Here is a 14,092-nt window from a genome sequence, read left to right as displayed (position 1 = left end):
CCATCCCATGCTGCCGTGCCGGCGACTCGGCACGGCACCTGGGGGGGGTATCGATGGGGACTTGGCTTCGCACCGGCGCGATTGCGCTGGCACTCACCGCGCTCGGCGCGCCGGCACTGGCTGCGGCGCCCGACAAGGGCGAGAAGGCGGAAGCCGTCGCAAGGGCGAAGGTCGCGCCCGAGATGCTGGCGCTGCAAAAGAGCCTGCACACCCAGACCGGCGATGTTCGCATCGCCGAGGCGAAGGCGGTGCTGCACCTGGGCGAGAATTATTATTTCATCCCCGCCGACGAAGCGAAGCGGGTGCTGACCGAGGCGTGGCGCAACCCGCCCGATGCGGTCGCCAATGTGCTCGGCATGGTGATGCCGAAGGGGGCGACGCTGTACGATTCGCCCTGGGGCGCGGTCATCACCTATCAGGATACCGGCCACATCTCCGACGCCGATGCCGCGGGCCAGGATTACGAGAAGGTCCTGCGCGAGATGCAGTCGGGCGAGGAAGCCCAGAACCAGGCGCGCAAGTCGGCCGGCTATCCGACGATGCGTCTGGTCGGCTGGGCACAGGCGCCCTCCTATGACTCCAAGAGCCATTCGCTGATCTGGGCGAAGGAACTCGCGAACGAAGGCGATCCGGTGCACGGCCTCAACTATGACGTCCGCCTGCTCGGCCGCACTGGCGTGTTGAGCCTTAACATGGTCTCCGACATGTCGGTGCTGGGCGACATCCGCGGCGCCGCCGCCAGCTTCGGCCGATCGGTCACCTTCGAACCCGGCGCCGCCTATGCCGATTACGACGCCTCGACCGACAAGACCGCCGAATATGGCCTGGCCGGCCTGGTCGCCGGCGGCACCGCCGTCGCGGTCGCCCAGAAGGTCGGGCTGTTCGCGGTCATCGCGAAATTCGGCAAGCTGATCTTCGTCGGCCTGTTCGCCGCCTTCGCCGCACTGGCCGGCCTCGTCCGCCGGATGTTCGGCGCGAAGGAGGAGAAGGACGTCATCTGAGGTGGCGGAAGGCCTCGGAGTGGGACCTCCCCGTCATGCCGGCCGAAGTGCCGGCGTCCACTGAGCGGCACATCCCGGATCGGCGGGGGCGCCGAACCTCCGCGTCCATCGTAAGGGATAGCGCCGTGCCCGACCAATGCCCAGGAATGGAGTACGGGTGGACACCGGCATTTCAGCCGAGGGACCGCGGAGAGGGGCGTGGAGCAAAGCTGCCGGCCGGTTAAGTAGAAGAAATGCGGCGTTACGAGCTCAATTGCCCGGGCAGGTTCGATGTGTAACTATTATTGGATGAAGCAATACCTGCCTCGTGCTGCGATCTTCGTCACGGCCCTGTTCGCCATGCTGATCAGCGGAAGTTGTGGCATGCCCAGAAAAAGCCTGAGCGCGACCGAACTTAGTTCGTGCAAGTCGCAAGGTGGATACGAAAGTCGCACGGCCTTCGGATCGCCCATCTGCCAATTCGATTATTCCGATGCCCTGAAAGTCTGCAGCGACAAGTCGGATTGCAAGGGGATGTGCCGGTTGATGGTAACGGGCGCATCAGGAGAACCGAGTTCGCGGCCGGGCGATCCAGCTCAGGGGCAATGCCAGGCTACGAGCTATGATCCTGGATGCTACGCCACTGTGGAAGGTGGAAAGATTACCGGGGACGGAGCGATATGCGAGGACTGAGCGGGGCGGCGCTTGACGCTGACGAGAGGTCTATTTTCAGCCATCGAGCCCTCTAAGGGTTTCTTGAAAGGAACGTCGTGGAACAGCGAGCCGGCCTGCCGATCGTCGGGTTCGCCAATGCCGCAGCCTTCGACGCTTGGCTGGCGGCGGAACCGCGATCGTCCAAGGGGCTGTGGCTCAAGCTCGCCAAGAAGGACTCGGGCATCGCCAGCCTGTCCAAGGCCGAGGCGATCGACGCCGCGCTGTGCCATGGCTGGATCGACGGGCAGCTCGACACCTATGACGAGAAAAGCTGGCTGGTCCGCTTCACCCCGCGCAAGCGCACCAGCAAATGGTCGCAGGTCAATCGCACCCGCGCGACAGAACTGATGGCAAGCGGCCACATGCACCCCGCCGGTCTGGCCGAGATCGAGGCTGCTAGGGCGGACGGCCGCTGGGAAGCCGCCTATGCCCCGGCCAGCAAGGCGGAGGTCCCGCCCGACCTTCAGACGGCGCTCGACGCCTCGCCGGCGGCAGCCGCCTTCTTCGCCACGCTGAAGGGCGCCAACCGCTACGCCATCCTCTACCGCATCGGCACGGCAAAGAAGTCCGAGACGCGCGCCCGGCGGATCGCGGAGTTCGTCGCGATGCTCGAACGGGGCGAGACGGTTCACGGTTCGTGAGCATGTTGGTGACCGCGCCTCTATCTCGCGCACCCGTCACCCTGGCTGGAATGCCGGGTCCACCCATCCTCCATTCCGGGCCTGAGGCTGCGCGCCATGTTAGTGGTTTGGCGCGGACGGAGAGCACAGCATACGAATTCGAACGAAAATCGCAAAGCCTGCTATTCGTTGTCGATCGCGCCGTCATATGTAACGTCTTCGACGGTCAGATATAGTGAGCTCGAGCAGGCCCGGCAGAACATCTTCTTACCGGTGCCGTCCGATCGCGTGTAGTAGCCACGTCGCGATTTATCGATCGCCCACGTACCGTGCTCACCGTTGGCAAGCCAGACAACACCCTTGGCGTAGCATTGTGAAATATTCAGTTCGTGATTGTAGGTTAGATCATCAATCGTCTCTGCACGTGTGAAAAATTCCTTCACCTGTGCCGGCGTCAATTGAAAGGCGGCGCAATCCGCGACGCTTTCATAATTCGTATCGTTTCCAGAATGAAGTCCGTTACCTGTAATCACCACCCTGAAGTTCCCGTTCGCAGCCGGGGAAGCATTCGCAGGCACGGAAGGGGGCTTGCTCGCGTTTTCGCTGTCGTTGACCTGCTTGCAATTTGACAACCCGATGGCGAGTAGGACGAAGAGCGCGCTGCGTCCGAATCGGATATTCGTCACCATTTCGCTGTCGCCGCTTCAGTCGGAGTCTTTCTCGAAACGAGAGGGTGGCGGAATATCTCCCTTGCGTTCGAATCAAACGTCTCGATCAATTCGCGCACCTACCATCTCAGATTAGAATTTTGCCGCGCCGCTACCGCTTCATATAGTGCATATGTCTCACCCTGTATGTTCTGCAATGCGTCGTGCCTTCAACGGTCCAATATGGTTGACCCGCTTGAGCACGCCACGCTGAAGGGCGCCAACCGCTACGCCATCCTCCACCGCATCGGCACGGCAAAGAAGCCCGAGACGCGCGCCAGTCTCACCACCCATCCTGCATTTCAGACCCAAAGCTGCACGCCGTGCCCGACCGGCAAGGGTAGACTCGGAGGTCCGGCCATCACCACCAGTCCGGGATCTGCCGCCCGGTGGGCCCCGGCATTTCAGCCGGGGCGACGATGAAGAGGTGTCGAGCGAAGCGCGCCAGCCTCAACCGCGCCTGATCAGCGCGTCAACGCCACCGCACCCCTCCGTCATGCCGGCCGGAGTGCCGGCATCCACTGCGCGGCACATCCCGGATCGGCGGCGGCCCGGAACCTCAGCGTCCATCGTGAGGGGGTAGCGCGGCGCCCGACCTGGGCTCCGGGATGGATGACGGGTGGCCCCCGACATTCCAGCCGGGGTGACGGCGGAGTGGTGGCGAACGAAGCGCGCGAGCCGCAGCCGCGATCATCTGCACCCCTCCGTCATGCCGGCCGAAGTGCCGGCATCCACTGCAAGGCACATCCCGGACCCAAGGCGGCCGGACCATCGTTTCCGCGCGGCGGCAGCCCCCGGACCCCGGAATATCATCCCGGGGTGACCATTTCCGCCTGCCCATGCGTTCAACCCCCATCCCAAAGGAGACGGCAGATGAACCCGACGCATATCCCCGGAAACGAGCCCGACCCCGGCGACATGTCCAGGGAGCCCAAAACGGTCACGCCCAACGACCAGGCCGAGCAGCACGACCTGCCCGAGGACGAGGCCGAGAAGCTGGGCGATTTCGCTTAGGGCTGACGCGATCCGGCGGACGACGGTAGCGGTCCGCTACCTCGCCGTCGCAAATCCTCGATCAGCGTCTCGATCGCCCAGCGGCAGGCGGCCGCCGCCTCTTCGCCGGTCAGGTCCCATTGCTCGCGCAGTTCCAGCCAGGCGGTGCCCTCGCTGACGAAACCCAGCATCGCCGCCGCGCGGATGCGCTCGGGTGCGGGAAGCGAGCCCGCCGCGTCGATCAGCATCGTGCGGGTCGCCTCCGGCCTCGCCCGGCGGCGGGCGGCGCGGCCTTCGGTGCTGGCCAGCGCCAGTGTCGCCTCGGCCGGGCGGGCGTCGAAGCCGGCGAAGCGCGCGGCCAGCCCCTCGATCACCGCGTCCAGGCTGGCCGGGGGTGGCGCGGGCGCGTCGATCCGCGCGCGGATGGCGGCGCGAAGGGCCTTCTGGTCGGGATAGCGGCGATAGACGGTGCGCCGCGACACGCCGGCGCGCTTCGCCACCGCATCATGGTTGAACCGCCCGCCCTCGGCGGCGAGCGCGATCAGCGCCGCCTCGATCGGCGAAGCCTCGGGCAGGGGCGGGACGGCCTGGCGCGCGGCCGGTTGTGCCGCTGCGGACGCGCGCTTCGGTGCGGGCGGGGGCGTCGGGGTTGCCCGGACCCGGGGCGAGGGTTCGGCCGGATCCTCGTACAGAAACTTGCGCATCCGAACGCCCTACGCCCGGCACGAAATGTGTCAATCCGTCACCCGGCCGGCGACTGCGCCTCGTAGGCACCGTTGCGGTAAGTCGCCCCGAAATAGACGGTGACCGACAGGATCCGCCCCTCGCGTACCTCGAAATATTCGGTGTTGCGGAACGACCGGCCGTCGTCCAGCGTGACCAGATAGGTCAGGAACGCCCCTTCGCCATCTGCGATCAGCCGTTCCTCCTCGAACGCGACATGATGCGAGCCCGGCTCCCAGCATCGCTGGAAATACTCCGCCTTGCCCAGCGCCTCGTCATAGGGGCTGGTGAAGGTGAAGCCCTCGTCCATCAGCGCGGAAGCCGCGGCCCGGTCGCGCTCGTGATAGGCCTGGTAGAAGGCGCGGATCGCGTCCGGCGTCTCCCTCATGCCCGCGCCGCTCCCGATGTCGCGGTCGCTCGTGGCGCCGGGGAATGGTCCGCGCCGGGGTCGGGATAGGGCAGGATCAGCTTGCCGTTCGGGTCGGCGGTGAACGCCGTCTGGGTCGGATAGGGGATCGAGATATCCTCGTCGGCGAAGCGGCGCAGGATCGCTATCATCACCCGGTTGCGCGCCAGATGCGCGGTATCCCAGTCGTCGCCGCGAATGTCGAACTCCAGCACGAAGTCGACCGAGCTTGCGCCGAACGCCTCGAAACTCGCGCGGGACACGGTCGCGCCGGCCGCCTCGACGATCTCGTGCAGCATGCCGGGCAGCGCCTCCAGCTTCTCGGGCGGCGTCTCATAGGCCACGCCGATCGCCAGCTTGATCCGGATATGGTCGCGGTGCGTGAGATTCTCGATCAGCTTGTCGAGAAGCTGCTTGTTGGCGATCACCATCTCCTCGCCGCTGAAGGCGCGGATGCGGGTGGATTTCAGGCCGATCGCCTGGATGATCCCGGTGGTCTGGTCGAAACGCACCTTGTGTCCGACGCGGAACGGCTTGTCGAACAGGATGGCCAGCGCGGCGAACAGGTCGGCGAAGATGCCCTGCGCCGCCAGACCAATGGCGATGCCGCCGACGCCCAGACCGGCGACCAGGCCGGTGACGTTCACGCCTAGATTGCTGAGCACCACGACCGATGCGATCGCGAACACCACGATCGTCACTAGCAGCCGGATGATCCCCAGCGCGCTGGTCAGCGCCTGGCCGTGATAATCCTCCGCCGACGTCCGGTGCTCGATCGCGCCGAACACCAGCTCGCGGACCCAGATCGCGGCCTGGAACACGGTGGCGATGGTGAACAGGAACCCGACCGTCGTATCGACCATCGGCGGGGTCTGCGCATAGCCCACGACCAGCCGGATCGAGACCATGATGATGAAGAAATTGCTGGTCCGCGACACCGCGCGGCCGATGATCGCATACCAGTTGGCGACGCCGTTGCCGCGCTCGCACAGCTTCATCGCCCAAGCGCGGATCGCGTACAGCAAGGCCGCGATCGCGATCGCGGCGCCGGCGGCGATCAGGATGCTCAGCCAGTAATCCTGGACCCAGTTCCACGCCTCGGTTGTGAACGACCGGACATGGGTTTCCAGCTCGGCGGCCGACGCAGACGTGGGCGTGGCCTTGGGGGCGGCGGTATTGACGGTCATGAAGATCCTCAGGCGGCTTTGGCGATGTCCGGCGCGTCGCTTTCGAGGAAGGCGATCAGGCCGCGCTCGGCGCGGCTGAGATAGCGCGTGGTTCGCGGAAGATTAAGACGGGAGCGAAATGTTTCCTGCAGCTCGCGATCCTTGGTCAGCGCGATGAGGGCAGGGTGAACATAGGATTTGCGCGCGATGGCGGGGGTGTTGCCCAGCGCCTCGGTCACTGGTTCCAGCATCGCGTTCAGCCCGACATGCGTCCTGGCCGTCGCCAGCGCCTCGAACGCGATCACGCTGGCGCCCCAGGTGCGGAAATGCTTGGCGGTGAATTCCTCGCGCATCGCATCGCGGATATAGCAGTTGACGTCGGTCGAGGTGACCGGATGCGTCTCGCCGGCATCGTCCAGCCAGCGGAACAGATGCTGGCCGGGCAGGTCCTGGCACCGCTTGACGAAGCGGATCAGCGATCCGTCGGTGATGGTCAGCAGCCGCAGCTTGCCCGACTTGGCGCGGAACTGCAGCCGCAGCGTCTGGCCCTTCACCTTCGCATGGCGCTTGCGCAGCGTCGTCGCGCCGAAGCTCTTGTTCGTCGCGGCATATTGCTCGTTGCCGACGCGGATGCTGCCGAGGTCGAGCAGCCGGACGACCGCCGCCACCGCCTTGTCCTTGCACAGGCCGCGCAGCTTAAGATCCCGTTCGACCTTGGCGCGCAGCAGCGGCAGGCGGACTCCGAAACTGGCGCAGCGATCATATTTCGCCGCCTCCTGCGCTTCGCGAAAGGCGGTGTGATAGCGATATTGCTTGCGCCCGCGATCATCATATCCGGTCGCCTGGATATGGCCGAGCGGGCTGGGGCAGAACCAGGCATCGCGATAGGCGGGGGGCAGGCCGATCGCGTTCAGCCGGTCGATCTCGTCGCGATCGGTGATCCGGTCGCCGGCGGCGGTGTAATAGCCCCATCCGTGCCGCATCTTGCGGCGGGTGATCCCGGCCTCGCGGTCGTCGACATAGCTGAGTTCGGATTGCGACATTCGGGTCCCTCGCGATGTCCCGATCAATGCTCGGGCAATCGCTTCGTTCCGGAACCGCGCCGTCGACGACGGGTTGGCGCTGGGAAAGTCCCTTCATTCAAGGATCTTACCCATGACCGATCTCTCCCGCAGCCACGTCCTCATGATCGCCACCGACGGCTTCGAACAGTCCGAGCTGTTCGATCCGCGCCAGGCGCTGCTAGATGCCGGCGCCCGCGTGACGCTCGCCTCGCTCAAGACCGATCCGATCACCGGCGAACAGGGCGGCGAGAAGGGCAAGAGCATCACCCCCGACACGACGATCGATCAGGTCGACCCCGCCGATTATGACGCGCTGGTCCTGCCGGGCGGCGTCGCCAATCCGGACGCGCTGCGCATGAACGACCGGGTCGTCGGGATCATCCGGCAGGTGTTCGATGCGGGCAAGCCGGTGGCGGCGATCTGTCACGCGCCGTGGCTGCTGGTCGAGGCCGATGTGGTGAAGGACCGCCGCGTGACCAGCTGGCCCTCGATCCGCACGGATCTCGCCAATGCCGGCGCCACCGTGCTCGACGAGGAAGTCGTCGTCGACGGCAACCTGATCACCAGCCGCAAGCCCGATGACATTCCCGCGTTCAACCGCGCGGTGATCGACGCGCTCGACCACGCATTGGCCGACGCCTGATCCTTCGCCTCAGATCGATGCCGTTCCGGTCCGCCGGAACGGCATCGGCCGGCCGTTGATCCAGCGCTGCGCCGGCCGCTCGACGAGGTGGTACAGCGCGACCGACGCCCCCAGCACGATCGCCAGGAAGCCCAGCGCCATCGGCCAGCCCATCCCGCCGGCGGGCACGACGGCAAGCTTGAACGCCATCCACAGGATCCAGTGGCCCAGATAGGTCGCATAGCTGATCTCGCCGAGATAATGGACCGGCGTCCATTCCAGCACGTTCCCGCGCATCCCCGAGCTCAGCGCCAGCGTCAGCACCAGCGCGGCGAAGACCAGCGGCATCGCCAGGATCTGCGGCACGAGGCCCAGCGCATGACCGCCGAGCAGCGCGGCGCCGACGGCGACGCAGCCCAGCGCCGGCGCCATCGGCCGATCGCGCCAGCGCAGCCACAGCGCGCAGGCGATCGTGCCGATGCCGAATTCGGCCAGGCAGCGCACCACGCCATACCGCTCGATCAGATTGCCCAGCACCGTTGCGCCCAGCGCGGTGAAGATCGCCCAGAGCGCCGCGGCCAGTCCGGTCATCGCCGCCAGCAAGGCCCAGCTCGGCCAACGCCGCCAGTCGGCCGTCATCACCAGCCAGGGAAAGACCAGATAGGCGGCCAGCTCGCACGAGATCGACCAGGCCGGCACGTTCCAGGTCAGCCGCCCGGTCAGCCCCCAATTCTGGATCAGCAGGAAATGGAGCGGCAGTTCGGCCGGGGGATATTGCGGCATGTCGGGCCGGCCCGCGACGATCAGCGCGACCGCGAACAGCATCGCGACGCCCAGCATCACCGCGTGCAGCGGCCACACTCGGGCGATGCGCCGCTTCAGGAACTCGGGAATGCCCGCCGGTCCCGCCTGTCGCAGCCGCTCGCCCCAGGTCAGCCAGATCACGAAGCCCGACAGGACGAAGAAGAAATCGACCGCCAGATAGGCCTGGGACAGCCAGCCCTGCGGCCCGCCCATGCCGGGCATCATGAAGCGCAGGTGGAACAGCACCACCAGCCACGCCGCGATCCCGCGCGCGCCGGTCAGCGCCTTCAGCTCGGGCCGGTCGCTCACGCGGCGGCCACCTCGGCCGGCCGCTGCCGCGCCCGGCCCATCGGCCGCCACAGCGCGGCAGCGCGCTTCTTCGCGCAATACAGGTCGAGCCCGATCTGCGCGCCGATCAGCATATAGACGAAGGGCTGGAAGGCGATGGCGATGAACACCGCGCCCAGAAGATAGATGATGTGCCCGCTCTGCAAGGCGCTTGCCAGCGGCGCGATCCAGTCATCCTCGCCCTCCGCCTTGCGATAGCGCCGCCGCAGCACCTCCATGCGCAGGATGCCGGCGATGTTGACGAGCAGCCACAGGCCCAGCCCGAAATAGCCCTGTTCGCCCAGCATCTCGAAATAGGCGCTGTGATAGGCGCGGGCCTGGTCGAGTTCCAGCGTGCGCTCCACCTTGGCCTGTCCGCCGACCGTATCGACATTGACCTTCTCGTACCGGATCCGGTTCTGGCGATAGGCCTCGAACCCGCCGCCGGTGGGACGGGTCTTCACATAGTCCATCGTCCATTGCCACACCGCGACGCGGGTGGAGGCGGAGCTGTCGCCCTGATAGGTCTTGATCGTCCCCATCCGCTCCATGAACGCCTGGGGCAGGAACGGGACGGCGACCAGCCCCAGCGTGGTGATGCCGGCCAGGTACACCAGAGGCCGCCGGCTGTCGCGAAGCCTGAGCGCGGCGAGCAGCCCGATGCACAGCAGCCCGGTGCGGGTCGAGGTGCCGATCGGGATCAGCAGGCAGGCAAAGATCAGCGCAGCGCAGAACAGCTTCACCCGCCAGTCGGGCTTGAAGATCGTCCCGTGCCGGGTGAACCACAGGATCAGCGGGATGATGCAGATCGCCACGGTCGAGATGGTCGATCCCTCGTACAGGCCCGAATTGTTGGTGATCATCAGGTTCAGCTCGCCATAGCCGCCGCCCGATGCCAGCGTCTTGATCCCGCCGGTGATGATGATCGCCGCCGCAGACGCGATCATGAACAGCAGCAGCGCCTCGATCCTCAGGCGCGTGCGCAGCGTGAAGGGCAGGAAGAAGGCGAAGGCCAGCGCCTTCCACACCCAGTCCCATTTCTCCAGCGCCTCGCGCGGGAAATCGGCATTGACCGTGGTGTAATAGCAATAGGCCAGCAGGATCAGGATCATCACCTGGCGCGGCGCGATCCGCAGGTCCTTCTTGTCGTCGGCCACCGCCCATCCGCCGACCGCGAGCGCCACCGCGATCAGCGAGACGGGCACCGAGTTGAGCAGCGAATAGGTCAGCCGCTGCGGCGAGACGATGTCGATATAGGCATAGGCGAGCACGAACATGAACGGGCGGTAGAAGCCGCACGCAAGGATCGCCCCCAGGAACGCGACGAAGGGAAGGTCATGCACCGGGACGACCCCATCTGCCCCTTGCTCGGGGCCGCGCGTCGTCGGCCGGCGGGCCTTCGCGGTCGAGATCGGTGCGTCGCATCAGCAGGATGGCGCCGAGCAGCATCACCGCATGGCTGATCGCGAGCGCGAAATTGTCGATCATCTGGCGTCCCGTGCTCCTCGGCCGATCGTCGCTGGCCCGATTCCCGCCTAGGGCCATGCGGTTGACGCGGCGTTAAGGACGTCGTGGCAGGACGGGGCCATGCGGATTCTCCACCTCCTCGACCACAGCCTGCCGCTGCACAGCGGCTATACCTTCCGCACGCGGGCGATCCTGAAGGCACAGATCGCGCGCGGCTGGGACGTGGCCGCCATCACCGGCCCGCGCCACGGCGACGCGCCGCCGGGCGAGGAGACGATCGACGGGCTGCGCTTCTTCCGCACCGGCCCCGTCGGTGCGCTGCCGGCACCGCTGGGCGAGTTGCGCGAGGTTCGCGCCTTCACCCGCGCGGCGCTTCAGGTGGCGCGCGATTATCGCCCAGACATCCTCCACGCCCATTCGCCGGTGCTGAACGCGATGGCCGGCCGGCGCGTCGCCGACCGGCTGAAGCTGCCCTTCGTCTACGAGATCCGCGCCTTCTGGGAGGATGCGGCCGTCGGCAATGGCGACGGGCGCGAAGGGTCGCTCAAATATCGCGCCACCCGCGCGCTGGAGACCCGCGCGGTCCGGCGTGCCGATGCGGTCGCGGTGATCTGCGACGGTCTGCGCCGCGATCTGGTCGCGCGCGGCGTGGATGCGGGCAAGATCTTCGTATCGCCCAATGGCGTCGACCTGACCCTGTTCGGCGATCCGCTGCCGCGCGATGCGGCGCTGGTCGCGCGGCTGGGGCTGGAGGGGGCCGAGACGATCGGCTTCATCGGCAGCTTCTACGACTATGAGGGGCTGGACGATTTGATCGCGGCGATGCCGGCGCTGGTCGCCGCGCGCCCGGCGATGCATCTCGTCCTGGTCGGCGGCGGGCCGTGCGAGGCGGCGGTGCGCGCGCAGGCGGCGGCGTCACCGGTGGCAAACCGGATCCACTTCGTCGGCCGGGTGCCGCACGACCAGGTCGAGCTCTATTATTCTGTGATCGACGTGCTGGTCTATCCGCGCAAGCGGATGCGGCTGACCGATCTGGTGACGCCGCTCAAGCCGCTCGAGGCGATGGCGCAGCGGCGGCTGGTCGCGGCATCCGATGTCGGCGGCCACCGCGAGCTGATTCGCGACGGCGACACCGGCACGTTGTTCGCGCCCGACGATCCGGCGGCGCTGGCGCGGTCGGTCGCGGCGCTGTTCGCCGACCGCGCGGGCTGGGAAGGGCGACGTGAACGCGGCCGCCGCTTCGTCGAGATCGACCGCAACTGGGCGGTCAATGTCGGGCGTTATGATTCTGTTTACCAAGATCTCGCCAAAAGGGCGGCCATGGAATCGGGTCGCAAGGCGGGAACGGGGATATGAAGCTGGCGGTGGCGACGCTTGGCGGGCTGGTGACCGGCGCAGCGGGGGCGATCGCGGTCGCCCTGCTGCCGGGGGCGCTGATCGAGTCGATCGTGACCGAATCAGGCCTGCCCGCGCTGCTCGCCGCGGCCGAACCGCCGCTCGGCCTGACCGCACGCGCCGGGCTGGCGCTCGGCGTCGGCGGGGTTGCCGCGCTGCTCGGCTGGTTCGCGGGTTTCCTGATCTTCGGCAGCCGCGGACTGGCGATCGGCCGATCGCACGCGGCAACACGCGGCGAACGGGGCGAGGGCGATCCGGTGCCGGTCCTGCGCCGTGCCGACGCGCATCCCGATGCGCCGGCCCGCGCGCCGTTGCTCGCGACTCGCGACCTCGGCACGCCATTCCTCGAAGTGACCGCGCGTCCTGCGCCGCCGACGCTGCCGCCACGCCGCGCAAAGCCGGAGCTCAAGGGCCTGCCGCTCGGCCGGCTGGCCGACCCGGTCGAGGCTCCCGCGGCACCCGCCGTCGTCGAGCCAGTACCGGCCGAGCGCTGCCTGCCGGTCGATCTGGAACAGCCGCTCTCCGCCTTCGATCCCGGCGCGATCCTCGCCGTCCCGATGCCTGCGCCCGTCCCGCCCAAGCCGCTGCGCCCGGCGCGTCCAGCGCTGTTCGACGAGAGCGAGCGGTTCGAGACGTTCGAGATCACCCCGCCGGTCCGCCCGCGCCCCGCGCCGCCGCCCGGCCTGCGCCCGGTGCCGCAGCCGGAGCGCGAGGCGATCGCGACGCCGCGCACCGACGCGACGATCCATGCGCTGCTCGAGCGGCTGGAAAAGGGCGTGATCGGCCGCACCGCCGCGCCGGCGCGGGCCGCGCCGCCGCCCGCGCGCGATCGCTCGCTCGAGGATGCGCTCGCCACGCTGCGCATGCTCGCCCGCACCGCCTGAGCGTCAGCCGTCCGCGTCGCGCGCGGCGATGAACGCCTCGATTCGCGACACCGTCCCCGCCCGGGGCTGGCGCCCCTTGCGGAGGTCGCTGACCAGCCGTGGATCGTTGACCGCGTCGCGGCCGAATCGCGTTTCCTTCATCCCGCTATGGCGCAGGAACAGGGTGATCTTGCGCAGGACCGCCATCTGCCTTCCTTCATCCGAGTCGCATGTTGATGATCCTGTTTTGTTCTGGTAATCCAACTTGTCTAGGAAATTTCCTACGGGATCGGATCGACCATGGACCCTGTCGAACAACGCGCCGCCCTGTCGGCTGCGATCGAACGTTCGGAGCATAGCTGCGCGCTCCTGTCCCGCGTGATCGGGCGCAACCCGGCCTATCTCCAGCAATATCTGAGCCGCGGCTCCCCGCGCGAGCTGTCGGTCGGGGACCGCGCCCGGATCGCCCGGTTCCTCGGCGTGCCCGAGGCGCGATTCGGGGTGGTGCCCGATCGCCAGATCATCGAGGTGACCCGCATGGACCTGGGCGCCTCGGCCGGGCCGGGCCGTCTGGCGGAGGAGGATCGCCGCGGACAGGCCGGGCTGGTCGATCCGCTGTTGCTGCGCAAGCTGGGCGTGCGCGCCGATGCCGCATCGCTGATCCGGGTGCGCGGCGACTCGATGGAAGGCACGTTGTTCGAGGGGGACGAGATCCTGGTCGACAGCGACCGGCGCGTGCCCAGCGGCCGGCACAGCCTGTTCGTGATCCGCTATGACGGGGCGCTGATGGTCAAGCGGCTGCTGCCGCTGGGCAGCGAGATCGAGGTCATCAGCGACAATCCCGACTATCGCAGCTGGACCGCGCCGGTGGGGGAGATCGACGTGGTCGGCCGGGTCGTCTGGCTGGGCCGCAACCTGATCTAGCGCCGGCGGTCGACCAGCCAGACCGCGGCGAGCAGCACCATGCCGACCGCGAAGCCGATCACCGTGCCCAGGCTGGCCTGGCCCTGGCTGGTACCGATGCCGAAGCCGAGCAGGAGGCTGATCGCGAGCAGGAAGCCGCCCGAGCGCGGGGTCTTGGTGCTGGAACCGTTGGTCATGCCGATCCCCTGCCATGTCCGCGCGCGCGACGCCACTGCCCATGGTTGTCGCCCGCTTCACCATCAAAAGCGGTTCGGTCCGGCGAAAGGGGGGAGACGGCGGGGCACTTTTCGGTATAGCGCGCAAAGGGACGCCCTGCG

The 14,092-nt window shown here is 67.5% G+C and carries 17 protein-coding genes; 7 read left to right on the top strand and 10 right to left on the bottom strand.

The window, feature by feature from the left end; genetic code table 11:
* The first annotated feature begins 53 nt into the window (after positions 1-53).
* Positions 54-1,001 carry a DUF2167 domain-containing protein gene (locus tag TPR58_RS16670; RefSeq protein WP_346247857.1) on the top strand — a complete coding sequence of 316 codons (948 nt, stop codon included), beginning with the start codon at positions 54-56 and terminating at the stop codon, positions 999-1,001.
* Positions 1,002-1,750: 749 nt separating this feature from the next.
* Positions 1,751-2,335 carry a YdeI/OmpD-associated family protein gene (locus tag TPR58_RS16665; RefSeq protein WP_346247855.1) on the top strand — a complete coding sequence of 195 codons (585 nt, stop codon included), beginning with the start codon at positions 1,751-1,753 and terminating at the stop codon, positions 2,333-2,335.
* A 161-nt stretch (positions 2,336-2,496) separates the two neighbouring features.
* On the opposite strand, the gene TPR58_RS16660 is transcribed toward TPR58_RS16665, so the two are convergent.
* On the bottom strand, positions 2,497-3,003 hold the full coding sequence (locus TPR58_RS16660) for a hypothetical protein (RefSeq protein ID WP_346247854.1): 507 nt from the start codon (positions 3,001-3,003) through the stop codon (positions 2,497-2,499).
* Between the two features lie 891 nt (positions 3,004-3,894).
* On the opposite strand from TPR58_RS16660, the gene TPR58_RS16655 reads away from it, so the two are divergent.
* Positions 3,895-4,035 (top strand): hypothetical protein, encoded by a 141-nt coding sequence (locus TPR58_RS16655; protein ID WP_346247853.1) that lies wholly within the window; start codon positions 3,895-3,897, stop codon positions 4,033-4,035.
* Here the strand turns inward: TPR58_RS16655 and TPR58_RS16650 are convergent.
* Genes TPR58_RS16650 through TPR58_RS16635 form a run of 4 tightly spaced genes read right to left on the bottom strand, consistent with a single transcriptional unit; the run spans position 4,032 to position 7,352 of the window.
* A complete protein-coding gene (locus TPR58_RS16650) occupies positions 4,032-4,718 on the bottom strand; it encodes a TetR/AcrR family transcriptional regulator (protein ID WP_346247852.1) in 687 nt (228 codons plus the stop codon). The genes TPR58_RS16655 and TPR58_RS16650 overlap by 4 nt on opposite strands.
* Positions 4,719-4,756: 38 nt before the next feature.
* Entirely contained in the window at positions 4,757-5,125 is a 369-nt protein-coding gene (locus TPR58_RS16645; protein WP_346247851.1) for a nuclear transport factor 2 family protein, read from the bottom strand.
* A complete protein-coding gene (locus TPR58_RS16640; protein ID WP_346247850.1) occupies positions 5,122-6,330 on the bottom strand; it encodes a mechanosensitive ion channel family protein in 1,209 nt (402 codons plus the stop codon). The genes TPR58_RS16645 and TPR58_RS16640 overlap by 4 nt, the downstream gene beginning before the upstream one ends.
* A gap of 8 nt (positions 6,331-6,338) precedes the next feature.
* A complete protein-coding gene (locus TPR58_RS16635) occupies positions 6,339-7,352 on the bottom strand; it encodes a DNA topoisomerase IB (protein ID WP_346247849.1) in 1,014 nt (337 codons plus the stop codon).
* A gap of 112 nt (positions 7,353-7,464) precedes the next feature.
* On the opposite strand from TPR58_RS16635, the gene TPR58_RS16630 reads away from it, so the two are divergent.
* On the top strand, positions 7,465-8,016 hold the full coding sequence (locus TPR58_RS16630; protein WP_346247847.1) for a type 1 glutamine amidotransferase domain-containing protein: 552 nt from the start codon (positions 7,465-7,467) through the stop codon (positions 8,014-8,016).
* Between the two features lie 9 nt (positions 8,017-8,025).
* Here the strand turns inward: TPR58_RS16630 and TPR58_RS16625 are convergent, their stop codons facing one another.
* From TPR58_RS16625 to TPR58_RS16615, 3 genes are read right to left on the bottom strand one after another with little or no spacing between them, the layout of a single operon-like run.
* Positions 8,026-9,108 carry an acyltransferase family protein gene (locus TPR58_RS16625; protein WP_346247846.1) on the bottom strand — a complete coding sequence of 361 codons (1,083 nt, stop codon included), beginning with the start codon at positions 9,106-9,108 and terminating at the stop codon, positions 8,026-8,028.
* Positions 9,105-10,469 carry a putative O-glycosylation ligase, exosortase A system-associated gene (locus TPR58_RS16620; RefSeq protein WP_346247845.1) on the bottom strand — a complete coding sequence of 455 codons (1,365 nt, stop codon included), beginning with the start codon at positions 10,467-10,469 and terminating at the stop codon, positions 9,105-9,107. The genes TPR58_RS16625 and TPR58_RS16620 overlap by 4 nt, the downstream gene beginning before the upstream one ends.
* Positions 10,462-10,614, bottom strand: a complete 153-nt coding sequence (locus TPR58_RS16615; RefSeq protein ID WP_346247844.1) for a hypothetical protein — start codon at positions 10,612-10,614, stop codon at positions 10,462-10,464. The genes TPR58_RS16620 and TPR58_RS16615 overlap by 8 nt, the downstream gene beginning before the upstream one ends.
* 99 nt (positions 10,615-10,713) lie before the next feature.
* Here TPR58_RS16615 and TPR58_RS16610 point away from each other — a divergent pair, with 99 nt between their 5' ends.
* Positions 10,714-11,949 carry a TIGR04063 family PEP-CTERM/XrtA system glycosyltransferase gene (locus TPR58_RS16610; RefSeq protein WP_346247843.1) on the top strand — a complete coding sequence of 412 codons (1,236 nt, stop codon included), beginning with the start codon at positions 10,714-10,716 and terminating at the stop codon, positions 11,947-11,949.
* Complete coding sequence (locus TPR58_RS16605; protein WP_346247842.1) at positions 11,946-12,872, top strand: hypothetical protein; 927 nt, start codon at positions 11,946-11,948, stop codon at positions 12,870-12,872. Before TPR58_RS16610 ends, TPR58_RS16605 begins: the two co-directional genes overlap by 4 nt.
* Before the next feature lie 3 nt (positions 12,873-12,875).
* On the opposite strand, the gene TPR58_RS16600 is transcribed toward TPR58_RS16605, so the two are convergent.
* Positions 12,876-13,058: a hypothetical protein gene (locus TPR58_RS16600; RefSeq protein ID WP_346247841.1), complete on the bottom strand. Its 183-nt coding sequence runs from the start codon at positions 13,056-13,058 to the stop codon at positions 12,876-12,878.
* A 93-nt stretch (positions 13,059-13,151) separates the two neighbouring features.
* Between TPR58_RS16600 and TPR58_RS16595 the strand changes: the two genes are divergently transcribed.
* Complete coding sequence (locus TPR58_RS16595; protein WP_346247840.1) at positions 13,152-13,775, top strand: S24 family peptidase; 624 nt, start codon at positions 13,152-13,154, stop codon at positions 13,773-13,775.
* Here TPR58_RS16595 and TPR58_RS16590 read toward each other — a convergent pair.
* Positions 13,772-13,951 carry a hypothetical protein gene (locus tag TPR58_RS16590; protein WP_346247839.1) on the bottom strand — a complete coding sequence of 60 codons (180 nt, stop codon included), beginning with the start codon at positions 13,949-13,951 and terminating at the stop codon, positions 13,772-13,774. The two genes, TPR58_RS16595 and TPR58_RS16590, sit on opposite strands and share 4 nt — an antisense overlap.
* Between the last annotated feature and the right edge of the window lie 141 nt (positions 13,952-14,092).

The sequence above is a fragment of the Sphingomonas rustica genome, from assembly GCF_039652585.1.
Lineage (GTDB): Bacteria > Pseudomonadota > Alphaproteobacteria > Sphingomonadales > Sphingomonadaceae > Sphingomonas > Sphingomonas rustica.
The sequence above is the reverse complement of the archived record's forward strand: the minus strand, read 5'-3'. Positions and strand labels throughout refer to the sequence as shown.